The sequence below is a fragment of the Pelosinus fermentans DSM 17108 genome (assembly GCF_000271485.2).
GTDB classification, from domain to species: Bacteria; Bacillota; Negativicutes; order DSM-13327; family DSM-13327; genus Pelosinus; species Pelosinus fermentans.
This window is the reverse complement of record NZ_AKVN02000001.1, coordinates 3,790,596-3,814,136: the sequence shown is the minus strand read 5'-3', so window position 1 is coordinate 3,814,136 and position 23,541 is coordinate 3,790,596. Positions and strand designations below refer to the sequence as shown.

The 23,541-nt window shown below is 42.7% G+C and carries 20 protein-coding genes; 10 read left to right on the top strand and 10 right to left on the bottom strand.

Annotated features, from left to right (window positions below; translation table 11 throughout):
• Window positions 1–297: 297 nt before the first annotated feature.
• Window positions 298–1,506, top strand: a complete 1,209-nt coding sequence (locus tag FR7_RS17670) for an MFS transporter (protein ID WP_007937129.1) — start codon at window positions 298–300, stop codon at window positions 1,504–1,506.
• 236 nt (window positions 1,507–1,742) lie between these two features.
• Window positions 1,743–2,621 carry a DMT family transporter gene (locus FR7_RS17665; protein WP_007937127.1) on the top strand — a complete coding sequence of 293 codons (879 nt, stop codon included), beginning with the start codon at window positions 1,743–1,745 and terminating at the stop codon, window positions 2,619–2,621.
• Window positions 2,622–2,755: 134 nt separating this feature from the next.
• Here FR7_RS17665 and FR7_RS17660 read toward each other — a convergent pair whose 3' ends face one another.
• The 5 genes from FR7_RS17660 to FR7_RS17640 all read right to left on the bottom strand — a co-directional run bounded on the left by FR7_RS17660 (window position 2,756) and on the right by FR7_RS17640 (window position 7,831).
• Window positions 2,756–3,271 carry a hypothetical protein gene (locus FR7_RS17660; protein WP_007950239.1) on the bottom strand — a complete coding sequence of 172 codons (516 nt, stop codon included), beginning with the start codon at window positions 3,269–3,271 and terminating at the stop codon, window positions 2,756–2,758.
• 113 nt (window positions 3,272–3,384) lie between these two features.
• Window positions 3,385–4,500 carry a hypothetical protein gene (locus tag FR7_RS17655; protein ID WP_007937124.1) on the bottom strand — a complete coding sequence of 372 codons (1,116 nt, stop codon included), beginning with the start codon at window positions 4,498–4,500 and terminating at the stop codon, window positions 3,385–3,387.
• A gap of 20 nt (window positions 4,501–4,520) precedes the next feature.
• The gene (locus FR7_RS17650) at window positions 4,521–5,696 is read right to left on the bottom strand and encodes a glycosyltransferase (protein WP_237715593.1); all 1,176 of its coding nucleotides are present in this window, start codon (window positions 5,694–5,696) and stop codon (window positions 4,521–4,523) included.
• Window positions 5,697–5,880: 184 nt separating this feature from the next.
• Window positions 5,881–7,167, bottom strand: a complete 1,287-nt coding sequence (locus FR7_RS17645) for a sensor histidine kinase (RefSeq protein ID WP_007937122.1) — start codon at window positions 7,165–7,167, stop codon at window positions 5,881–5,883.
• Between the two features lies 1 nt (window position 7,168).
• On the bottom strand, window positions 7,169–7,831 hold the full coding sequence (locus FR7_RS17640; protein WP_007937121.1) for a response regulator transcription factor: 663 nt from the start codon (window positions 7,829–7,831) through the stop codon (window positions 7,169–7,171).
• A 278-nt stretch (window positions 7,832–8,109) separates the two neighbouring features.
• Here FR7_RS17640 and zwf point away from each other — a divergent pair, with 278 nt between their 5' ends.
• Both zwf and pgl read left to right on the top strand, forming a co-directional pair.
• Complete coding sequence (gene zwf, locus FR7_RS17635; RefSeq protein ID WP_007937120.1) at window positions 8,110–9,627, top strand: glucose-6-phosphate dehydrogenase; 1,518 nt, start codon at window positions 8,110–8,112, stop codon at window positions 9,625–9,627.
• Entirely contained in the window at window positions 9,624–10,355 is a 732-nt protein-coding gene (gene pgl, locus FR7_RS17630) for a 6-phosphogluconolactonase (RefSeq protein ID WP_007937119.1), read from the top strand. The genes zwf and pgl overlap by 4 nt, the downstream gene beginning before the upstream one ends.
• 45 nt (window positions 10,356–10,400) lie before the next feature.
• Here the strand turns inward: pgl and FR7_RS17625 are convergent, their stop codons facing one another.
• From FR7_RS17625 to FR7_RS17615, 3 genes are read right to left on the bottom strand one after another with little or no spacing between them, the layout of a single operon-like run.
• Window positions 10,401–11,624 (bottom strand): nitrogenase component 1, encoded by a 1,224-nt coding sequence (locus FR7_RS17625; RefSeq protein WP_007937118.1) that lies wholly within the window; start codon window positions 11,622–11,624, stop codon window positions 10,401–10,403.
• Window positions 11,625–11,627: 3 nt separating this feature from the next.
• Window positions 11,628–12,920, bottom strand: coding sequence for a nitrogenase component 1 (locus FR7_RS17620; protein WP_007937117.1), 1,293 nt, complete (start codon window positions 12,918–12,920; stop codon window positions 11,628–11,630).
• Between the two features lie 38 nt (window positions 12,921–12,958).
• The gene (locus FR7_RS17615; protein ID WP_007937116.1) at window positions 12,959–13,702 is read right to left on the bottom strand and encodes a nucleotide-binding protein; all 744 of its coding nucleotides are present in this window, start codon (window positions 13,700–13,702) and stop codon (window positions 12,959–12,961) included.
• A gap of 352 nt (window positions 13,703–14,054) precedes the next feature.
• Between FR7_RS17615 and FR7_RS17610 the strand changes: the two genes are divergently transcribed.
• The 6 genes from FR7_RS17610 (at window position 14,055) to FR7_RS17585 (ending at window position 20,710) form a co-directional block, all read left to right on the top strand.
• Complete coding sequence (locus tag FR7_RS17610) at window positions 14,055–14,882, top strand: helix-turn-helix domain-containing protein (RefSeq protein WP_007937114.1); 828 nt, start codon at window positions 14,055–14,057, stop codon at window positions 14,880–14,882.
• 111 nt (window positions 14,883–14,993) lie between these two features.
• Window positions 14,994–15,965 carry an iron-siderophore ABC transporter substrate-binding protein gene (locus FR7_RS17605; RefSeq protein ID WP_007937113.1) on the top strand — a complete coding sequence of 324 codons (972 nt, stop codon included), beginning with the start codon at window positions 14,994–14,996 and terminating at the stop codon, window positions 15,963–15,965.
• 82 nt (window positions 15,966–16,047) lie between these two features.
• The gene (locus FR7_RS17600; protein ID WP_007937112.1) at window positions 16,048–17,763 is read left to right on the top strand and encodes an ABC transporter ATP-binding protein; all 1,716 of its coding nucleotides are present in this window, start codon (window positions 16,048–16,050) and stop codon (window positions 17,761–17,763) included.
• Window positions 17,764–17,809: 46 nt separating this feature from the next.
• On the top strand, window positions 17,810–18,859 hold the full coding sequence (locus FR7_RS17595; protein ID WP_007937111.1) for a FecCD family ABC transporter permease: 1,050 nt from the start codon (window positions 17,810–17,812) through the stop codon (window positions 18,857–18,859).
• Window positions 18,860–19,888, top strand: coding sequence for a FecCD family ABC transporter permease (locus tag FR7_RS17590; protein WP_007937110.1), 1,029 nt, complete (start codon window positions 18,860–18,862; stop codon window positions 19,886–19,888).
• A 36-nt stretch (window positions 19,889–19,924) separates the two neighbouring features.
• Window positions 19,925–20,710: an ABC transporter ATP-binding protein gene (locus FR7_RS17585; RefSeq protein ID WP_007937109.1), complete on the top strand. Its 786-nt coding sequence runs from the start codon at window positions 19,925–19,927 to the stop codon at window positions 20,708–20,710.
• A 108-nt stretch (window positions 20,711–20,818) separates the two neighbouring features.
• Here the strand turns inward: FR7_RS17585 and FR7_RS17580 are convergent, their stop codons facing one another.
• On the bottom strand, window positions 20,819–21,682 hold the full coding sequence (locus tag FR7_RS17580; protein ID WP_007937108.1) for a 2-oxoacid:ferredoxin oxidoreductase subunit beta: 864 nt from the start codon (window positions 21,680–21,682) through the stop codon (window positions 20,819–20,821).
• Window positions 21,682–23,439, bottom strand: a complete 1,758-nt coding sequence (locus FR7_RS17575) for a 2-oxoacid:acceptor oxidoreductase subunit alpha (RefSeq protein ID WP_007937107.1) — start codon at window positions 23,437–23,439, stop codon at window positions 21,682–21,684. Before FR7_RS17575 ends, FR7_RS17580 begins: the two co-directional genes overlap by 1 nt.
• Between the last annotated feature and the right edge of the window lie 102 nt (window positions 23,440–23,541).

The following is a 23,541-nucleotide window of genomic DNA, read 5'->3' as shown; positions in this document are numbered from 1 at the left end:
TTTGCCAACCACAAAGGCGCAATGCCGCTGATGCGGCACACAAAGGAGTGCACAAAAAAGATAAATAAACCCTTTGTGTCCTTTGCGTCCTTTGTGGTTCGTAGCGTCCAGGCTCTCTGATAACAGAGGGCTTTTTTTATTAAGATAAGGTATTTTCGTTTCAAAATCAGCAAGAAGACTTGATTTGCCATGGAGTTTTAGTGAGGTTAGTTTATCAAATAAAGAGGTTATTGACAGGTCAGTATAAGGACGCTATACTAATAAACAAAAAGTGTACATACACATATGGAGAGACAAATGCAAACAAAATCAAATTATGGTCGATCACATTGGCTGCTTATCATAAGTGCTGCTGCCATTATGATGATTACTACAGGAGCGAGACAATCCAGCGGACTTTTTGTTTCTCCTCTGGTTGCATCAACGGGTTTAAGTATTGCTTCTATTAGTTTTGCCCTTGCCGTAGGACAACTTTTTTGGGGCGTAATTCAACCCATATTTGGCGCTATTGCTGATAAGTGGGGAAGCTTTCCCGTACTTGTTTTCGGTTCGTTTTTAATGGCATTAGGAATGGCTATGACCCCATATGCGACATCGGAGTGGATGTTGACTTTAACTATGGGGGTAATTAGTGCAGCGGGAGCTGGAGCAGGGAGTTTCGCAATTTTGATTGGGGCAACGGCACAAAGGCTGCTGCCTAGCCAGCGTTCTTTTGCCGGAGGATTTATTAACGCTGGAGGATCGTTTGGGCAATTTGTTTTTGCGCCGTTAACACAGATGATTTTAGCAGCTTATGGCTGGATTACAGCGATGTTTGCTCTCGCAGCAGCGTCTTTATTAACGATTCCTTTAGCCTGGACTCTTCGTGAAAAGAAGGCACCCCGGTTAAATGCTGATTCCCAGCCTTCTCAGAGTATGGGGCAGCAAGTTGCTCAGGCGATGAAGGATCGGAGTTACCTATGCCTGCATGCAGGTTTCTTTACTTGTGGTTTTCATGTTGCCTTTCTGGTTACTCATTTACCGGGAGAAGTGGCTTTATGTGGTCATTCTGCAGCTGTATCCGCTGCAGCCATTGGAATGATTGGTTTATTTAATATTGCTGGAAGCCTTTTGGCTGGCGTGTTAGGAAATCACTATCGGATGAAATACATACTGGCTTTTATGTATGGAAGCCGGGCTGTCATGATTGGTTTATATCTGATTGCTCCAAAAACTGAATTAACTTTTTATATTTTTGCAGCTGCATTAGGTTTCACCTGGCTTGCTACAGTACCGCCTACCGTTGGATTGGTTGGAAAACTTTTTGGTACTCGCTATCTTGCTACTCTATTTGGATTAACCATTCTGACCCATCAAGTGGGAGGATTTTTAGGTGCTTGGCTTGGCGGGATTTCTATGGAACAAGATGGAAGCTATATGTGGATGTGGTATGCTGATATCCTGCTGTCTTTTGCAGCTGCCCTTGTTAATCTGCCAATTCGGGAGGAAAAAATAGTGAAAGCATAGGGGTAAGTTTGCTGATATTGCCTTATAGAATATTTATTTTTGCATATAGAGTTTAAACTTTAAAAGTATAATGTTATAATTATAAAAAAAATTGATAGGAGGACTATTCATGTATTTTAAACCTTTATTTGAAAATGATGTTCCCAGTGCACTCCTTTCTTAAGCGGATGGATTGCGCAGCGTATTCCTTCCGTTTAGCGTAACTTTTTTAATCGTAAAAGACGGAGGGAACACACATGATAAATCAATATCTTGGTCCGATATACTTGACGTTGGCCGCCAGTATTTGGGGTGGCATGTATGTAGTAAGTAAGATGGTACTTACAATGATTGCTCCTCTAGAATTAGTATGGTTTCGCTATATCGTGGCTTTACTCACTCTTGTTGCCTTTGGTGCAGCAACAGGGCAATCCTGGAAAATTCATAAAAAAGATATACCCCTTATCCTTTTGATTGGTCTAGTTGGCTACTTTCTTTCCATTTGGGCCCAATTTGCAGGGACGCAGCTGTCTTCTGCTCAAATGGGAGCCATTATTACTTCTGCAACTCCAGCCTTCATGGTTATCTTTGCAAAGATACTCTTAAAAGAGACGATAACTTTGCGAAAGGGAATATCGGTTTGCTTAGCGACGATCGGTGTGTTATGTATTATTGGAGTCGGTGATGTCGGCATTTCCTCAAAACTTGGCGGCATGATTCTAGGAGGAGCAGCTTTAACTTGGGCCTTTATGTCTGTTTTGGTAAAAAAAGTGCCTAGTGGTTATTCACAGCTTGTAATTACAACCTATGCAATATTGGCAGCAACCCTGGCAATGACGCCTCTTGTAATTACAAATATCAACCTGGTGCAAATCCAGCATGTGCTGCTGGAGCCTTTGGTGTGGGGCGGCATATTATATTTAGGCATCGTATCGACAGCAGGAGCATTCTTTTTCTGGAATAAAGGTTTACAGCTTGTTGATGCTACCCGTGCAGGAGTATATTTCTTTTTCCAGCCGCTGGTCGGAACCCTGCTTGGTTATTTTTTTCTTGGGGAGCAAGTGGGAATCGGCTTTTGGATAGGAACAGCACTCATTATTGGTGGGGTTTTGTTAGTGGTAAAGGATCCTTCTTAGGCATGGAAACAGAAAAACGGTTAAACGCGAGGATGCGAAGAATTTAGGAAGGACACGAAGAAATAATATTTCTTCGTGTCCTTTTTTCCTCGCGTCTTCGCATCTTCGCGTTTCAAAAACAGTTTGTATGAATCTTATTCTGTATAGTCGTTATTAGCATCTGCTTTGGCAGTAAGGGTGCCATATTGATTTTTGCTTTGTTGTGTTTTATTAGCTGCTTGATTTTGAGTTGAGCTTGCGTAGCTGTTGCCAGTATAGGCAGAAGATGCTCCAGCTTGGCTGCCATATTGCTGACTTTGTGCAGAACTTGAATATTCATTATTAGCATCAGCAGTAGCAGTTAACGTACCATATTGGTTTTTGCTTTGTTGTGTTTTATTTGCTGCTTGATTTTGAGTTGAGCTTGCGTAGCTGTTGCCAGTATAGGCAGAAGATGCTCCAGCTTGGCTGCCATATTGCTGACTTTGTGCAGAATTTGAATAATCATTATTGGCATCAGCAGTAGCAGTTAACGTACCATATTGGCTTTTGCTTTGCGCTTGCTTATTCTGTGCATTTTGATTTTGTGTAGATTGAGAGTTGCTTTGGTTTGCATTGGATTTGTTTGCTGAAGAGTTAGATTGTTTGTTGTTTTTATCATTTGTAGCCATGTTGTATGCCCCCTTTAAATTTTATTATTGATTCTTGAGTCCAAATATATTTTCCCCCACTTATAACATGATTATGTGATTGAAATTTAACATAAAATAGCAATATAAACCAATTATCCAATCCAATACCAATTCATAAATAAAGAAGTACATACTAATAAAACAGAAGCGCTGATAGCAAGATAGCAATAATAGGATTTGCGGGAAATCTGTCCAAAGAAAAGATAGAGAGGAAATATCGGGAGTATAAAACGGGAGACACTGTATAGAGGGAGACTGGGAGCAGTAGAGCAGAGAGGGATGAGAAACCATAGCCAGCCGATTAAGAGGTAGGAGGTAGGAATTTTAAACTGTGGCAGAAATGTGAGCAAACATAGACCAATGAGGCTGCTGACCGTGAGGAATGTATCTAAAGCAAGTCCAGGCTGACTATAAGGATCATTGAAAAAAGTCATAGGGATATTAGCTGCAATATTGTGCCAGGGCAGTTCAAAATGTCTTCCCCAGTCTTGTTGGGTAGTTATAAAAGCAATCGGATTATCCAATAGATAGAAGTTGTACAGCATAAAACAGGATAGAGCAATTGGCGGCAGGAAAAGTGGAATCATAGCAGGTAATGAGTTAGTAGGAAGAGACTTCTTTTTAAAGAACTCATAAAGTAAAAAAATAAAAAGAAAGATCCCCAAATTTCTGGTTAAAGTGGCTAGTGCACCCGCTACTCCCGAATACCACCACAGACCTTTTCTAGAAAAATAGATGCAAAAAAGGGAAAAGGTGATAAATAGAGATTCTGTATAGATACTATTTAGAAAAAAAGAAGTCGGCATTAGAGCATAAGATAAGAGAGAATAGTGAACTTGTTCTGGAGAAAAATCTAAACGGAAGGTTATATCCATAATCCAGAAACTGATGAATGCAAATACATTGCAAAGTAATAAACCAGCAAAGGGGATGGGTAAACCTAAGTAAGACAAGCCTTTTATCAATATAATGAGCATAGGGAAAAAGACTATCGATTTTGCATCATATCCATGTCCAGCGGCATAGGTATACCAATGGGCATCCCAGCGGATCAATTTTTCGATAAAGGGAGGCATAGGATATAAGGATTGATCTACAAATCCTATTGGAGGGTGAGAAGGTAAGTAATCAGCTAATCGGTAGGAGATAAAAATGATGAGTGTGTGGATCAAAAAAGCAAACCATACGGTTTTTGACGGAAACTTCATGTAATGGAACCCTTTCTGTTTTAAAATTCTACTTGCATACAGTTTTCTTTACTAGGCAATTCCTGGGTTACAATTAATTTTTCTTTATCAGCATTGATTTGTGAATACGTAGCAGACCATGTCCATTTGCTGTTAGCAGAAAAATTCCAGAGGATAGATACGGCAATACCTGTTAGCTGACCGGCATAGATATTCCACCCTAGAAAGAGAAATGCTTGGGTAAATAAGGTGGTAATGGCGATCCCCAGACTACAGATTAATACAAACTGGGGAAATTGCATCATTTGCTTCCATAAAGTTTGTTGTTTACATTCTTTCCAGGTTACTTTGTGATTCCACATAAAGTTATGAAGCATGGCAATGGAGGATGCATAAACTGAAGCTGTTAATTCTTCCATTCCCAAGAAATGCAGAAAAAAATGTAAACATGATAAGTTGACAAAGACTCCCAAGGTTCCAATCATGCAAAAATAATAAAATTTACGGTGTTCAGGGTGATACATCATAAGTTGTCCGATGTGTTTTAGATAATTGAATTGCTCATTTAAATTCATTTTTGATGTTCCTGCTGTCCGCGCCACAAAAGAATAAGGTATTTCATGTACAGTTTGATATCTTCCCTTTACCAGAATTTCAATAAGTATTTTCCAGCCTATGGGATTTAACTGCACTTGTTCAATGACACTTCGCTTAAAACCAAAATAACCGCTGGTAGAATCAGAGATACAGCGCAGCTTTTTGATAAAAATATAGCCAATTCCCCTGGCAACCCCTGAGATTAATTTGCGTACTATATTTAAGCCGCCATCTGAGCCACCAGCAACAAAGCGGCTAGGAATGACAACATCATAGCGTGCCAGTCGTTTGATCATCAAAGGGAGTAATTCAGGAGGATGCTGAAGATCAGCGTCCATAACGATGATCTGATTGCCTTGAGAATGTAAGAACCCCTTAACAACTGCAGATGCTAAGCCTTTTTCATTGCGGCGGTGAATATATTTTACTTCCTTATATTGCTGACAGAGTTCTTCTAAAAGGACAGGTGTGTCATCAAGGCTATCATCGACAAAAATGATTTCGAAGGAAGAATTACTTCCTTGTAATAGAGTAGTTATTTTCTCAGCAATGATCTTAACGTTATTTCTTTCATTAAAAGTAGGAATTATGATACTAAGATCCATCAGAACGATTGTCATCCTTCCATATCGCTACCTATACTTTTCGGTTGTAGTTTTTGCGATACGGACATTGTTATTCGAGGTAAAAAATGGTGTTTTAGCTGCCAGAAATTCTATTTGCATAAAAAATAAAAAACAGTGCCGCTTGGGTACTGTTTTTTTGCTGTAATCTATGGTTAAAAGAACAAAGTAAACGATTGCTTTATATGGGGAATTTTATGCAGAATTTTGTTCCTAATGTAAGCTGGCTGGAAACTTTAATCGAACCTCCATGAGTTTCCACGATTAGCTTGGCGATGGAAAGTCCCAATCCTGTACCTCCTTTAAAGCGGGATTTGTCTACTTGATAAAATCGATCAAATATTTTCTCTAAATGGATATTTTCAATTCCTTCTCCCGTATCAGTAAAAGTGAAGAGGATTTCTTTTTTTGATTGAGATAGGGATATAAAGATCTTCCCACCAGAAGGGGTATGGCGAATTGAATTATCAAAGAAGATACTGACAAGCTGTTTCATAGAGCCTTCATCACCATGAAACTGGATTTCTGGGGCAATGGAAAGCTCAAGAGTAATCCCTTTGGCAGCAGCTAAAGGAGCGAGTGCCTCTGTTGAACGAAGAATCGTTTGATTTAGGGAAAAAAGCTTTTTTTCTAGTAATGGCTGCTGCGAATCCGCACGTGCTAAAAAGAGTAAGGAGGTTATTAATTTAGCCATAGAGTCGGTTTCTTCTTTAATGTTATGCAGCCATTTACTTTGGTTGGCGATGGTTCCATCTGGATTATCGAGGACGATTTCTAAATTCGTCTGCATGACGGTTAATGGGGTACGTAATTCATGGGAGACGTCTGCTAGAAAATCTTTTTGCTGCTCCCAGGCATTGGAAATGGGAATCATAGCACGATTCGCCATGTAAAGGCTTGCGACAAGGGATAAGAGTAAGCAAAGGATGCCAACGATGATTAAAGCCGTGATGAGACTGTGAAGCAAGTTCTTTTCATGATCAAAATTCCGAAAGAGGACAATCATTCCTGACTGGTCTTGCAAAGGCGTTTTTACATAATAATAATAGCTTTCCTGTAAAGAAATCGTTCCAGTTGTTTCTTTTTGGCGTAGGCTTTCTTGCACAAGAGTGGATAAAGAAGCAGAATCCAGGGGTTGGGTAGAGGAGGTAAAAAAAATCTGATTGTCAGCGCCTGTTTTGACGAAAAAAACAAGAGGATGTTCTGGTGGTTGGCCTAGTGGCTGCCTTGGTGATTGAGGAGATTCGTCATGAGGAGGATGTCTGCCTTGATCCCGAGGGTCGCGATCCGGCATGTCGTTAATTAAGCCCGCTTGTATGTCGGATATAAAATTGATTCCCATGCCGAAGGCACGATTTCTCATTTGGTTTTCAGCAAAAAGATAGGTACCTACTGTTAAAATTAAAAAAAGTGCAGCAATGATAATTAAGTTAATAATCGCAAGCTGTAAACGTAGTTTGTGAAACATGTTAGTTCTCCTCGAATAAATAACCAACGCCACGTACTGTTTTAATGGCGGATGTACTTAGTTTTTTTCTCAAATAGTGAATATAAAGATCTACATTTGCGATATCAGTTCCTGAATAATAGCCCCAAATCTTTTCGAAAATGCGTTCTTTTGTAATGACCTGCCCTTGATTATACATAAGCAGTTCGAGCAGCAGGGACTCCTTCACACTAAGTTGAATAATTTGGGAACCCTTGGTAACTTCACCCCGCAACGGATCAAAGGTCATTCCTGAGGCGGTGATAGTTTGATTGATAAGCTCTTTCGTCTTTCTTCTAGCTAAAGCTCTTAGCCGTGCTAACAGTTCTTCGGATGAGAAAGGCTTAACCAGATAATCATCAGCACCTGCGTCTAATCCCTCAATTCGGTCTTTAAGGGAATCTTTGGCAGTCAGGAATAAGACTGGAGTATCAAAGCCCCGGTGACGAAATTCTTGTAGAATGGAAATACCATCTAGCTTGGGGAGCATTCGATCTAAGATTATGACATCATAAATGCCGGTTAGCGCCATTTCTACGCCACTTTCTCCATCCATAGCGATATCTGTGACATAGCCATTTTTTTTCAATAAATAAGAGAGGGCTTCAACAAGCCGTTGTTCGTCTTCAATCAGCAATAGTTTCATAAAAGCTCCTTATTTTAATGGATAAAAAATTTATCGAGAAATATATAGATATGTATTATTTTAGCGGATAATCCTTTGAAATGCATTTGCTTTTTCAAACAGGGACTAAAGGCTGGTATTAAAATAAATTGGGTAAGATACTGAAGAACAAGGAGTTTAATAATAATATAAAGAATTGTTATAGTATTGGAAGAGTATTCGAAAAAAAATGCTGTAATGAATAGGTTAGATGAAGGATAACTTCATAATCTGTATAAAGGAATGGAGGAATGAAATAGATGATGCGTGATATGAAAATTGAACCAACTGTAATTGTTATTTTTGGTGCATCCGGGGATTTAACGCAGCGTAAGATTATACCTGCTATCTACAACTTATTTATTGATGGATTATTGCCTGATCCTTTCTGCATTATTGGCATTGCACGTACTGCGTCCGACGATGAAATGTTTCGTCAGCAATTGCGTAAAGGTGTGGATGCATTTTCTCGCAGGGGTAAAAGCAAGGAAGAAGATTGGTCAAAATTTGCAGCTAATATATCCTATACGGCAGCTGATTATCATGATGAAAAAACCTATAAATCTCTTTTGGAAGAGTTAAATAAAGGCTGGTATAAGTCTGCTAATAAGGTATTGTACCTTGCGACTCCTCCTACTTTATTTACAGAAATTGTGGAGCAGTTAGGACAGCAGGAGGTTTTTCGCGGAAAAACAAGCTATCGCATTGTCATAGAAAAACCTTTTGGCAGAGACTTGGAATCTGCCCGAATGGTGAACCAGGTATTAACAGGGGTCTTTGATGAAGGGCAGATCTATCGCATTGACCATTATTTAGGGAAAGAAACCGTACAAAATATTTTGGCATTTCGTTTTGCTAATGCCATGTGGGAACCGATTTGGAACCGCAGCTTTATTGACCATGTTCAGATTACAGTGGCAGAAAAAGTCGGTGTCGGCAAGCGCGGGGGCTATTATGAGGGAGCTGGAGCTTTACGTGATATGCTGCAGAACCATCTATTACAGGTCATGTGCCTGGTGGCGATGGAGCCTCCTACTTCCTTTCAGGCTGATGAAGTTCGTAACAAGAGAGTGGATGTACTCAATGCGATTCGTCCGATAGGCAAAGATGAAGTAGAAAAGTTTGCTGTTCGGGGTCAATATAGCAAGGGCGTGGTAGACGGTCTTTCAGTACCTGCTTATCGAGAAGAAGAAAATGTAGCTGCTGATTCAGGCAAAGAAACCTTTGTAGCAATGAAGTTATTTATTGATAATTGGCGTTGGCAGGGAGTGCCTTTTTATTTGCGTACAGGTAAGCATTTACCGGGTCGTGTTTCTGAGATCTCCCTGCAGTTTAGACCGGTACCACATCATCCTTTTACTGATAAGGTTATGCAGTCCAATCGTCTGGCGATTCAAATTGAGCCTAAGGAAGGTATTATGCTGCGAACACAGGCAAAAGAGCCGGGACCGGGAATGAAGATTAAACCTGTGGAAATGCATTATACCTATCAGGAAGTATTTCAGTCCTCTTCTCCCGAGGCGTATGAAACATTGCTGTTAGACGTCGTGCGTGGCGATCCTGGACTGTTTATGAGAAATGATCAGGTAGAAACAGCTTGGTCTGTATTAGAGTCCGTATTAGAACATTGGGAAGAGACTTCTCCTGCAGATTTCCCCAATTATGCACCTGGTGAGTGGGGGCCTAAATCTGCTGAAGAGTTGATTACCCAGGATGGAAGAACATGGTTGGTTCCTGCCTGCTTGGAATTCGATAGAAAAGAAGGAAGAAAAACATGATTACAATATATGAGAATGTAGATGCTCTGGGGAGCGCAGTTGCTGAATTATTCTTAGAAAAGGCATGTTTGGCAGTAGCAGAAAGAGGTCGGTTTACTGTATCCTTAGCCGGCGGGCAAACACCGCAAAGAATATATGAAATGTTAGCAAAGCCTCCTTACTCCCATCAGATACCTTGGGAAGGGATACATATCTATTGGGGGGATGAACGATATGTGCCTGCAGATGATATTCGCAGCAATCAGCTTATGGCCAGAAAGGCATTTTTAGATCATGTGCCAATCCCTCAAGAACAAATTTATCCCATTGTGTGCAATTCAACTCCTGAGCAAGCAGCCAAGGAATACGAAGAAGTAATTGCATCGACCTTTGCAGAAGCGGAGCCTCAGTTTGATTTTATTTTTCTTGGTTTAGGATCTGATGGGCATACAGCGTCTTTATTTCCTAACACTTCTGTATTGCGAGAAAAAAAACATTGGACTGGTCATGTGTATTTACCAGAACTTGACAGTCATCGTGTGACCTTGACAGCCCCCCTTATTAATCAGGCCAGGACGATTGCATTTTTAGTGACAGGGGATAGTAAAGCTCAAATTGTGCGTGAAGTGCTAGAGGGGCCTCAGGATCATTTGAGATTGCCATCTCAAATGATTGCACCCGAAAACGGTGAACTATTTTGGTTTTTAGATCAGGGCGCAAGTTCGCTGCTTAGCGCTAATAAGAAGTAAACAATAACACCCCTTTACCAATGTGGTAAAGGGGTGTTATTGAATTTAGAGCATTCGTACGACTTCATTCATCCACATGGTCGCCAAATTCATTGCACCGCGAAATCCCACATACGGTGGAGAATAGGGGTACATTTGCCATCCACGGCTAGGATTGGCAATTTGCATCGCCAAATTGTTGCGCCCGGCCCAGGTCAGTACTTCTCCGCTGGCCATGAGCAGACCCTGATGTGTGTCAGTTACTGCTTGTGACCATTGTGCTTCCTGCCAATAGGGCAGATCTTCTGTCGCCATGGCAGGACTATCACACCAGCACAGACCTGGGGTAAGTCCGAGTTCGCTGCAGGCATAAGTAAGGATTCCTGTAACTACATCGGCATGGCCGCCGATGGACAATTCCACTGGTTTTTTTTGATGAGAGAAAAAGCCAGGGGCGATTTCCATAATGGGTTGTGCTTCAGCTTGTTCTTGCAAAATAAAACTTTGATTGATGGGCTTATCCAGTAGTTGAGCGATTTGCTCTAGCCAGGAGTATGTACCCTGCATGCCATAAGGGCGGCCCTCTACTAAAGGGGTACCAAACTTCTGTTGTAAATGGCAGGCAGCGGACAGGCCTTCCCGGCGAATTACCAGATTGATATGGGCACCGCCCATGTGCTCTATATCTTCAACGGATGTGTCCGAAGTCATTATACATAAAGGCTTTATTCCGAAAGCCCCCTCCATTATTCTTACAATTTCCTGGGCGTCTGCGTTAAACTGGAATAGGTCAGTGCAGGACCCGATAAGGTTAAAAGTGGGATTTGGCGTGGGCGGTACAGCCTGGGGAAGTGTTGTTGCCAGCAAAAGCAAAGTCTCCTGCACACCACGATGCAGTTCGACATTGAAACCACCGGCACCAAAGGGCAGCAGCCGTACATGGGGATAACTGGTTTGTAGTTCCCTGCACAGGGCAGATAAATCAGTACCAATCATTTCCGGTATAGTGGAGGGGAGTACAAAAATTACCCGGGGCTGATCTCTGAGAACAATATCAGCAATTGCTTGGGTCAGCCGCTTGGTTTCACCCATAGCAATATCACTTTCATTAATATGGGTAGAATACAGCTTGCAATCTGGATTTTTCCCCATTCTTTTTAATGTTGCCCGTCCATAAAGCATATGCCCCATAGAGCCAAACTCTACTAGTGCTGCATTGCGTATAGTAGAAAGCGTCCACAAGGTACCCATGCGTCCAGATGGCGTAGGATGAAAACGGTGCAATCCCATTTATTAAATCATCTCCTTCAATACATCTGATGCAGGTGTGTTTAGAGCTTGTAGTATTTTATCCAGCAGCCATGTGGTGCGTTCATAGCCAAAGGTGCCGTTCATTTTGTGCAGCTGGCCAACATGAGGTATCATCTGTTTCAGTGAGGGCGGTACAGGTCCTAGGTTAAAAGCAGGTTTTAGTATTTTAAAAGCGGATATTTCAGCTAAATTATTGACTCGGTGGCACACTAAGGGGTCGTGTCCCTGGGTTTGCATGGCTTGTGCCCACTGCCTGTCTTCCTGATAAAATTCTTCAATATGCAGCAGCAAAGGTTTCATGCCTTGGGTGGACAGGTAAGCAGATAATGGAATGGGGTCAAGGGATATATCAGTTGCAAAAAAGCTTAGCCCTCTGAGCTTGGCATCAGCTCTTTCCTCTGCTTTCTTCAATGCGTTTCGCCCCTTAGTGAAAGCATCGCCCAAGTCCAAACCTAAAAGTTCCCCAATGCGCGTATAGGCTGTATCAATGTCTTTTATGCCGTACGTATCGTGCAAAGAAACAAAAGGGGTATTAAAGTCATTGGCCATACGCCTTGCTAAGGGAGCCATATAAGGGGACAGAACAATATTCATAGCTGCATCCGGTGCACTGAGAAACTCATCCAGCATGCTGTCTGGACCTAAGCCTCGCAGCTTCACGCCGGCAGTAGACAAGGAATTTAGCAGAGGTATTTCTGACGCAGATGCGGCGTGTAAACCCAGGAGGTTCGCACTATGGGGAATCATAGTGCATTGCTGCATAATGCCAGCCATCGCTTCTAAGGTGCGCCAAACACCAGAAGGGTGACCGTTACAGGCAAAATGAGGCGCAGATATAGAAATAAGGCGCGCTGCTAGTTTAGGCTGGAGCTCATGGATCATCGCTTCCATGTCCTCGCCGATTAAGTCTGGCAGGCAAGTGACGATCAGCAATAGGGCTTTTGCACCTGCTTGATCCATCTCAGCCAGTGCCTGGCTCAGACCTTCTCGGCAGCCGAATACCACTTCATTGGCATCGAGAACATACATCCAATGCAGCTCGCCAGCTTTGCCATAGGAGTCTCGAAGAACCAATCGACTGTAATAGGCACATTCTTGTGTGCCTATTACTAGGGAGGACAGCCCTTGTATTGAGCCAGCTAAACGAGCTGCAGCGTTCATTGGACAGTGGCTGCCCGGAAAAGCAGCGGGGGTTAGAAAATGAACGCCCTTATTTGACTGGACGGTAGATAATTTTTTTAGGTGGGTCAACCTGTTGTCATGTAAAACGGGCACAATTCTTGCTCCTTTCAAATCGGACTGAAATTAATTAGCTAATCCTCCAATAAAAGAGCCGCTAGGGTTTGATAATGCACGGCCATAGGGCTAGATGAAAAAGCCTCCGTCACAGTTTTACCCTGTGCTTCTGCCTGCTGGACCAGTGGGTCGCGTGGGAGATGATACAGAATTTGCGTATCCATTTCACTTGCAGCCTGTGCGACTAAAGATTCTTCGTTGTCAATGTTTTTAGCATTGAGGATTAGCCCGCGGAGTGTGGCATATCCACGTTTTCCAAAGCTTTTGACCGCTTGAGTGATATTGGCAGCAGCATACAGCGACATCATTTCTCCGGAGGTGACGATGCAGACTTCATCGGCATAGCCCCCGCGGATCGGCATGGCGAAACCACCGCAAACAACATCTCCTAGTACATCATAAAGTACAATATCTGGCTTATAGTGTTCAAATGCGTTTAATTCCGCTAGTTTTTCAAAGGCAGTGATAATACCGCGCCCCGCGCAGCCTACCCCCGGAACTGGTCCACCGGCTTCCACACAAAAAACGCCGCAAGCTCCTTCTACTAAGAAATCGCTCAACATGGCGTCACCTTTTTGTCGCAAAACATCCAGCACTGTTGGAATGGACTGTCCACCTGTTAAGTTGCGGGTAGAGTCAGCCTTAGGGTCGCAGCCGATTTGCATCACACGGAGCCCCATACAGGCCATAGCCGCTGCTACATTGGACACTGTCGTGGATTTCCCAATACCGCCTTTCCCATAGATAGCAATTTTTTTCAATAACAAACCTTCTTTCTGCGATATGCTTTCATAATATCGAAAATTAATCAATGTATTTACCATCATACCAAGTAAAAAAGTTGAAGTAAATGGAGATATTTCAAAGTTAGCATGTGTTTTTTCCAGTGGTTTTTAATTGAGAATACTATTTTATATTAAAAAATGAACATTGAACCCAGTATTCTTAAGGGAGATTGATTGACAAATTGGGGCTTATTCAATTATGATAATGATATTCATTGTCATAATTATATTTCGAACATTGTAAGCATAGAGTTAATTCGTTTCTTATAGATAACAATAAAAAATAATTCTGTAATTATTTTATTTCTAATGAAGAGGAGCATGTACAATGAAGGTTAACATTGATGATATGGCAGACGGTTTTTCCCGGATATCATTTAATATTGTCGACGCGGGTAGATTTGTGATAGAACCAGGCAGAAAAAGTTTTGCAACCTATACTGCAGCAGCCTCAGGAATTATTTTTCCCTTGCGAGGAAAGGCAAGAATGACTTTCGAGGGTGTGACTTATGAAATGGAACCCGGCAGATTTTTTCATGCAGGACCTAGAATGACGTTGGACAAAGAGGTTCTTGGGGAGTCAACGTGGGAATTTGTGCTGATACACTATAAAATTCCTGACAGTGAAAAGTACACATTTCCTTACGCATTATCCCATTATGAACTAGACTCGGGCTACAGTCCGCGGATTAATGATATGCTGCAAAGACTTTGCCACACCTGCAGAATGCCGAGTAACCTGCAGGCTCTGCGGGCGAAATCATTATTCTTAAGTGTCATGGATGAAGTTTTGACATGTTCGACAAATCGGGGAAAGGAAAGTGGACGGTCGCTAGTCGAGCAGTCAATTGAATATATGGACAATCACTACATGGAACAGCTGACCATTCCAAAATTAGCTGGGCAGTATGGTTTGAGCAGTAAGCAATTTGCTTATTTGTTCCAAAAACACGTGAAGATGAGTCCAAATGAATATTTAATATCACAGCGGATGAAACGCGCCAAAGAATTACTATGCACTACAACTTGCTCCGTATCAGAAATCTCTGATTATGTCGGTTATTCTGATTCTTATTATTTTAGCAAGCTTTTTAAAAAGCGTACAGGTACCTCACCTAGTACGTTGCGAAACTTTTTAGAAAAAAATACGGGGTAATTTAGGAATATGTCTATTCCTACTTTTTTTTTAACTTGGTATAGTACTGTAGTGATGTCGAATTTCATTATCAATGCTAGAAATGTGACGGCAAATAAACGGAGGAGGCATATGAAAAGAATAGTTGTAATACTTCTGTCATTAGGGATAGTTACGGGAGGATTAGTAGGATGCAGCTACCAGCCGAAAACAAATATTGCCTCCAAACCATCATCTGACAGTAGTGAAATGCCGGGAAAAGAAGCAGCTTTCCCTCGGACTTACATAGATTCAAAAGGTAATAAAATTAGTATTGAAAAGCAGCCCCAGCGAATTGCCATGGTGGCTTTCCCGCTTGTAGAAACGATGTTTGCACTGAATGCACCACCTGTTGCAGCACCTCAAGTTACTGTTATGTCACAATGGGATTCACTAAAACCGTATCTGGCAGCGAATTCTCTAATTGACTTGGGAAGCCAAACCAGTATTAATCTTGAAAAATTGCTTGATGTTGAACCTGAGTTAATCATTGGTACAAGATATAACGAAGAGATATATGATGAATTATCCAAGATTGCTCCTGTTGTCTTGTTAGATACACAGCCGCTTTCCCTTGATTGGAGAAGTGTGCCCCGGGAAATTGCAAAAGTGATTGGCAAAGAACAGGATGCAGAGGCGCGTATCGCGCAGCTTGAGTGGCTGATTGTTCAATCACGAGATAAACTTTTACCCTACCAAGAGGAAACATTTGCATTCTTAGCATTGGCTGATAAAGGTTCGTTTGGTGTTTTTGGCAAGCAGAATTATCCCGCGTATTTTGATGATCAAAGTGGTTTGGGATTGCACGCCCCGAATGGCTATCCTGAAAGGACAGGGAGGATTTCCCTGGAAAGACTGGCAGAACTGAATCCTGATCACATCTTTTTAATGAAAGTTCCGGGTATTGAAAAAAAACTTGAGGATTTGAAGGGCAACTCCATATGGAGTGCCTTGCAGGCAGTGAAAGGGGGGCATGTCTATTTTGTAGATCGATCGGGCTTTACAGTGGGAATCGTTGCGACAGAGTATGGAGTTAAAAGCGTTGTCAAAACTCTGACAAAGTAAGTCATTAGCAACCTTATAGATCTGACGACAAATCACATTATAATGGTTGCGCTATTTTTGAAAAAGGAGCGAGAATATTTTAATGGTTCGTCGGTTTTTTAGTTATTATCGTCCCTACAAGGGGCTATTCTTATTAGATTTTTCCTGTACGGTAATCATGTCTGCTTTGGAATTGGTTTTTCCCTTGGCGGTCGCGCAAGTAGTGGACAAATTGTTGCCTAGCGGCAACTGGCACTGGGTACTTTTAGCATGCATAGGTCTGTTAAGCGTCTATGTCATCAATACGGGACTTAATATTGTAATCAATTACTGGGGGAATATGCTAGGACTCAATATAGAGACCGACATGCGCAATGAGCTGTTTAGTCATATGCAGAAATTATCTTTCCGTTTTTTTGACACCCATAGGACTGGTCAGTTGATGTCACGTATCTCCAATGATCTAATGGATGTGGGGAGCATGGCTCATAATGGACCAGAACATGTGTTTATCATCATCATCACACTGATTGGTGCATTAGGAGTGATGTTTACCATCAGCTGGAAGCTGTCACTGATAACGCTGTTGTTATTGCTGCTTTTAATGGTGGTTATCTTTGTTTTTGCTAAAAAGATGACCCGTGCTTTTAGGCAGATGTTTGCTAGCGTAGGGTGTTTTTATGCCCGGCTGCAGGACGCTCTGGGAGGCATCCGTGTGGTGCAGGCTTTCACGAATGAGGAGCATCAAAAAAAGCTGTTCATTTCAGATAATCAATGGTTCCACAAGGTCAAGATGGAAGGATTTAAGATCTTCACCACCAGCACAGCGATTAGCTACCTGCTTATGCGATTTCTATCTTTATTCGCGTTAGCAGGAGGAAGCTGGTTCTATTTACAAGGAGAGTTGACTAGTGGGCAAATGTTCAGTTTTATTCTACTCATCAATGTCATCATCCGCCCTATTCAAATGATTAGCACTCTGGTTGAGAGAATCCCCAAAGGCGTTGCCGGATTTAAAAATTTTGTAGAAATTATGGATATCCATCCAGATATTGTTGATGCACCCGACGCTGTTGATGCACCGCATCTGCAAGGAAATATTCGCTACAACAACGTGAGCTTTGCCTATGAGGAAGAATGCCCTGTGCTGGAGAATGTAGACCTTTTCATACCTTCAGGCGAAACGGTGGCTTTTGTAGGACCCTCCGGCGGAGGAAAGACTACTCTGTGCAGCCTGCTGCCTCGCTTTTATGAGGTATTATCCGGAAGTATCACCATTGATGGAATCGATATTAATAAAATTAAACTCCAATCTCTCCGACAGCAAATTGGTATTGTGCAGCAGGATGTATTTCTATTTGCTGGAACCATTCGGGAAAATATCCTGTACGGTAAAATGGATGCAACAGAGGACGAAATATGGGAAGCGGTAGTACGGTCTCAAATGGATGAATTTATCCGTGCTCAAACGGACGGTCTGGATGCCGTTATCGGCGAGCGTGGCGTGAAACTTTCCGGTGGACAGAAACAGAGGCTTTCTATTGCCCGCATGTTTCTCAAGAATCCTGCGATTCTTATACTGGATGAGGCCACCTCTGCTTTGGATACGGAAACAGAAACGGCAATTCAAAAAGCGCTGGCAGAGCTGTCCAAAGGACGGACAACTCTCGTTATTGCTCATCGGCTGGCGACAATTAAGAATGCGGATCGTATCATCGTAGTTACAGCAGAAGGTATTGCAGAGCAAGGCAGCCATCAAAAACTGCTAGCTGAAAAAGGAATATACAGCCGTCTTCATCACGCTCAATTCAGTACTTAATAAGGATTACTAAGCGCTGAATAAACGGTAGGAGGTGATGGTATAGATGAAAGTTTCAACAAATGACGCTGTTCGTTCAGATCTCTTTGTAAAAAAAACAGATCGTTCTTGGAGAGCACTGTTAGTAATTGTAGTTGGACTTTGTGTGCTGGTGATATCCATGGCATTCTCCCTTACACAGGGCGTGGTGCAGATGCCTCTGTCTGCTGCATGGGACGCACTAATGCATTTTACTCCCGGTTCAATGCAGCATTTAATTATACAGGATTTACGTCTGCCTCGTGTGTTGGCAAGTGCGTTAGTAGGGGCTGCTTTAGCTGTGGCAGGTGCAGTGATGCAGGGAATCACGCAGAACCCCATGGCGGATTCCGGCCTAATGGGTCTTAATGCAGGAGCAAGTTTTATGCTGTCTCTCTGTTTTGCCTTTGTGCCCGGTCTATCTTACAGCTACATCATTTTATATTCTTTTCTCGGTGCTTCGATTAGTGCCGGAATGGTGTATGGAATTAGCTCCCTGCAGCGGGGAGGAGCTACTCCTATGAGGCTGGTGTTGGCAGGAATTGCTGTTAGTGCGCTGCTGGCAGCAATCGGCCATGGCATTGCTATTTATTTTGGTGTCGCACAGGATATAGCCTTTTGGACGGCAGGTGGTGTTGCGGGTACGACGTGGCAGCAGCTTCGCATCCTGTTTCCGTGTATAGTAGTGACATTATTTGCAGCGATCCTGCTTTCCCGCTCCATTTCGCTGCTCAGCTTAGGAGAGGAAATCGCTCAGGGGCTGGGACTGAGGGTGAACAGTGTAAAGTTCGCCGCTGCTCTTGTTGTCTTAGTACTGGCAGGAGCCTCCGTATCAGTGGTAGGGCCTGTGGGCTTAGTCGGTCTTATTATTCCCCATATTGCTCGTTATTTGGTAGGGGTAGACTACAGATGGATCATTCCTTCCTCGGCAGTGCTGGGGAGCTTGCTGCTGGTGTTGGCAGATCTGGGTGCACGGATGCTTAATCCTCTGCATGAAACACCAATCGGTGCTATCATTGCCCTCATCGGTGTCCCCTTTTTCCTGTACTTAGCACGTAAACAAAGGAGGGAGGCATAGATGGGTTCTACGGGCCAGCAAAAGAAGAAAAAAAGCTCAAAATTTATTGCTGTGCTGCTTGTACTAGGGATTTTACTAGTTCTTTCAATCATCTTCAGCATGAAATCCGGCTATACCCACTTAACGTTTCATGATCTTCTACGCATCCTCCTTGGAGGTGGCAGTGACAAAGAGAATCTGGTCTTGTTTACTTTTAGAATGCCTCGTATCATCATTGCTATGCTGGTCGGTGCGGGACTTGCCCTCTCAGGATGCATCATTCAGGGAATAGCCAGAAATGCGCTGGCTGACCCTGGACTGTTAGGAATTAACGCTGGTGCTGGATTGATGGTTGTACTATTTGTCCTGCTTTTTCCGACCAAAACGGCCCTTTCTGTATTCACGCTGCCCTTTCTGGCACTGATTGGCGCCGGTGTTGCGGCAGTGCTGATTTACCTATTAGCTTACAAAAATCTAGAGGGATTATCGCCTTTGCGCCTGATTTTAACGGGAGTAGGTATGCAGGTAGGAATCAGTGCTGCTATGATTGTTTTGGTTATTCTTCTGGACGAGAGTCAGTTTAATTTTGTTACAGTATGGCAGGCAGGGCGCATTTGGGGCGCTAGTTGGAAGTTTGTCATAGCACTGCTGCCATGGTTGCTAGTACTGGTTCCTTATGTTTTTTTCAAGGCACGGGTTCTTGATGTACTAGGTGTTGGTGAGGAAATTGCATGGGGTCTGGGTGTATCTGTAGAACGGGAGCGAAGGATGTTATTGGCGGCTGCAGTGGCATTGGCGGCATCTTGTGTCGCCGTTAGCGGTAATATCAGTTTTGTCGGACTGATAGCTCCCCATTTAGCACGCCGCCTCGTGGGACTAGGGCATCAGATTTTATTGCCGTGTTGTGCATTGACAGGTGCCTTGCTGGTGTCCATATCGGATATACTGGCCCGAACTCTTGTGCAGCCCTCGGAGATACCGACAGGTATTGTTGTTGCAGTTGTGGGCGCACCTTATTTTCTATATCTGCTAGCGAAAAGTGGAAGATAGAGTGTCGACATTCATTTAAAAAAGCAGGTGTAATCCATGAATAGTATCACAACAAAAAATTTAGCAATCGCCTATGATGAAAGTACCGTTGTAGAAGCTTTAAATATGAAAATCCCCTATGGGAAAATTACCACCATCATCGGTCCTAATGGTTGTGGAAAATCGAGTGTTCTTAAGGCAGTGGGGCGTATTCTGCGCTTTAAAGCGGGAGCGGTCTATTTAAATGAAGAGGATATTACAACCCTCGCGACTAAGGAAATTGCTAAAAAAATGGCGATTCTGCCACAAAGTCCTACCGCTCCTCATGGGGTGACCGTGGGAGAATTAGTAGCATATGGACGCTTCCCTTATCAGCGGGGCTTCGGCAAGCTCGCCTTGAATGACAGAAAGATTATCGCCTGGTCCCTGGAAGTGACAAAGCTTTCAGAATTGGAACATCGTTCTGTGGATACCCTTTCCGGCGGACAGCGTCAGCGTGTGTGGATTGCTATGGCACTGGCGCAGCAGACAGATCTTATTCTGCTTGATGAGCCTACTACTTACCTTGATTTATCTCATCAGTTGGAGGTACTGGAGCTTTTAAGTGATCTTAACAAAAAGCAGGGTTATACCATTGTGATGGTCCTACATGATTTAAATTTAGCGGCTCGCTTTGCCGATTATATGATTGCAATCAAGGGCGGGAACATCATCTGCCATGGGACGCCTGATGAGGTCATGGTACCTCATGTATTAAAAGAAGTCTTTCAAATTGATGCACAGATCGTTAAGGAACCAAGGACAGGTCGTCCTGTCTGCGTAACTTATGATTTAGTCAGATAATGGGATAACGTATAAGAATAAAGGAAAAGCACGCCTTCCGGCGTGCTTTTATCGTTAAAGAAATATGCTTTTGCCAATGGGATGTGCTACGTGTGTTCGTCTAGGTTATTAATAGAGCTCCTTCATCAGTCCTGTTATATCCACATTATCGATCTTCTGCTGCATCAGAGATTGCTCAGAAAGCTGGGGCAGAGATTCATGAAAGGTAGGACGTATTGTACGATAATATAAGCCTATAGGGATTTGTTCCCCCCATAAGCCAGCAAAAGACAGAGCCTTGTCTAGGCTGGTGGGGTCATAGCCTTCCATATTTTCAATGACTTTAACACGCTGCTGATACCATGGGTATGTATTCACATGGTTAAAAGTAACACAAGGCTGGAGAATATCAACTACGGCAAATCCGGGATGCTTAATAGCCTCAGCCATGAGAGAAACCAACTGAGCGCTATTGCCGACAAAGCCTCGTGCTACAAAGGTAGCTCCTGCATTTAATGCCATTTTTACTATATTAATAGGCTGTTCCACATTGCCAAGGGGGGCAGGGGTAAACTTTGTGACAGCTCCTAAATCGCTAGTCGGTGAGGTTTGTCCTTTGGTTAAACCGTAAATCTGGTTATTATGAATAAAATAAGTAATATCCAAATTGCGTCTTGCCGTATGGATGAAATGCCCCATTCCGAGCCCCATTCCATCTCCATCGCCGCCTTCGGCAATTACAGTCAGATTGTGATTCGCTAATTTGATTCCTGTGGCTACAGGCAGAGAACGGCCGTGCAAGGTTTCAATGCGATAGGTATTCACATATTGGCTGATTTTACTGGCGCAGCCAATCCCTGTAGCTAGTACCGTTTGTTCTAAATCCAAGTTAAGGGAGGTCAGGGCTTTTTTTAGTGAATTAATGATGCCATAATTGCCACAGCCAGCACACCAGGTGGGAACATAGGATAAATTAATATCATGAGCACTCATTAGACAAGCACCTCCTTGATCTTTGCAAGAATTTCTGAAGGCACAAAAGCACGAGAGTTATATTTGAAGAAGGAATGGTTCGCTTTGTACCCCGTATGAGCAGCAATAATGCCGCCAAGCTGCCCTGTCTTATTGCCTTCAATGAGGAGAGTTTTCTTGGCTTTTTGCAAAAGTGGTTCAACAGCGGTGGCTGGAAATGGAGAAATATAGAGAACCTGCAAAAAGTTTACGCAAATTCCTTGGCTCGCTGCTTGCTCCATGGCTTCTAAGATGGCTCCTTTCGTTGAGCCCCAGGCAATAATCGTTACATCAGCTTCCGATGGACCATAGAATTTAATAGCAGGGATCTCTTTTTCCATAGCGGGTAATTTATTATATAATTTATCCATGCTCTCTTTTGTTACAGTTGGTTCGTTAAGGGCGTATTCCTTATTTCCCGAGCTATAAAAACCGTCTTCGCCATGAGTGTAACTGGTAGCAATATGGCGGCCGCCGATTTGCCCCGGAAAGGCCCTTGTTGAAATGCCATCAGGGGTATTTTGATAACGCAAATAAGGTTCTTGGCGATCGGCGTTTTTTTCAAACCGTTTGCCGCGATCAATTGTTAAATGATCAGTAGCAAAGAGGGGATGAGAAACAGAGGAATCAGCCAAATATTTATCAGTTAAAATAATGCATGGCACTTGGTATTTATCTGCGAGATTAAAAACCCGAAATGTTTCATAAAAACATTCTTCGATATCGCCGGGAGCCATCACAATCCTTGGGAACTCTCCCTGAGAGGCATAGACGACAAAATTTAAGTCAGCCTGTGCAGTTCGTGTTGGCAGTCCAGTACTAGGACCTCCTCTTTGGGCATTGACTATAACCAAGGGCACTTCGGCTATTGCAGCAAAACCTAAGGCTTCAACCATTAAGGCAAAGCCGCCGCCGCTGGTAGAACCAATAGAACGTATCCCCGTGAAGGAAGCGCCAATGAGCATATTAATAGCGGCAATTTCATCTTCGGCCTGCTTAAAAACTAGACCATAGTCTCTGCCATGATCAGCTAAATAGCTTAAAACACTTGAGCCTGGTGTCATGGGGTAACCAGCAGAAAATTTGCAGCCTGCTTGAATCGCTGCAATGGAAATGGCCTCATTGCCGTTAATGAGAATTTTGGGTTCCGCATGTTTATGAAACGTGAAGGGAAAAACGTTCTGGGAAGGTAAAGATGATACTACGTGTTCATATACTTCTTCTAAAATCTTAATATTTTCCTGCTGTATTTTAGCATTATGGAATTCATTTTTAATTACATCAATGACCACACTCTTAGGATAGCCTGTAAGAGCACAAAAACTTCCTAACATGGCACTGTTGATCATGATCTTAGCTCCACCCTTAGGAACGAAACTTGCTAAAGACACAGGATACAGTAAAGTACCTTCAGGGACTTTACTTTCATCCACTTGAGTAGTCGCAGGGTCATATAGTACAATCGCACCTGGATTCAGCTTATCAGCATAATAATCAAAGCCTTGTTGGGAGAAGAGCCCTAAGAAATCAAGAGTTTCTTCATAAGAGGAAAGAGGTTGATCTGCCAGACGTACCAGACAAGAATTCAGCCCACCCTGAATCAGGGAAGGGTATTCATTTACTAAGAAAGACCATAAACCATTACGATTGGCTCCCTTGGCAATGATAGAACCGGCACTCATAACACCGTAGCCAGCCTCACCAGCAAAGAGACAAGTATAATATCGTTTTTTCGTCATATTATCCTCCAGAGTATTATTTGCCTTTATATGACAATGACTTCGCGAAAGTTAGGCGAAACCCTTTAGAAAAGCGACAAAATAATAAGAAAAACGCTGGGC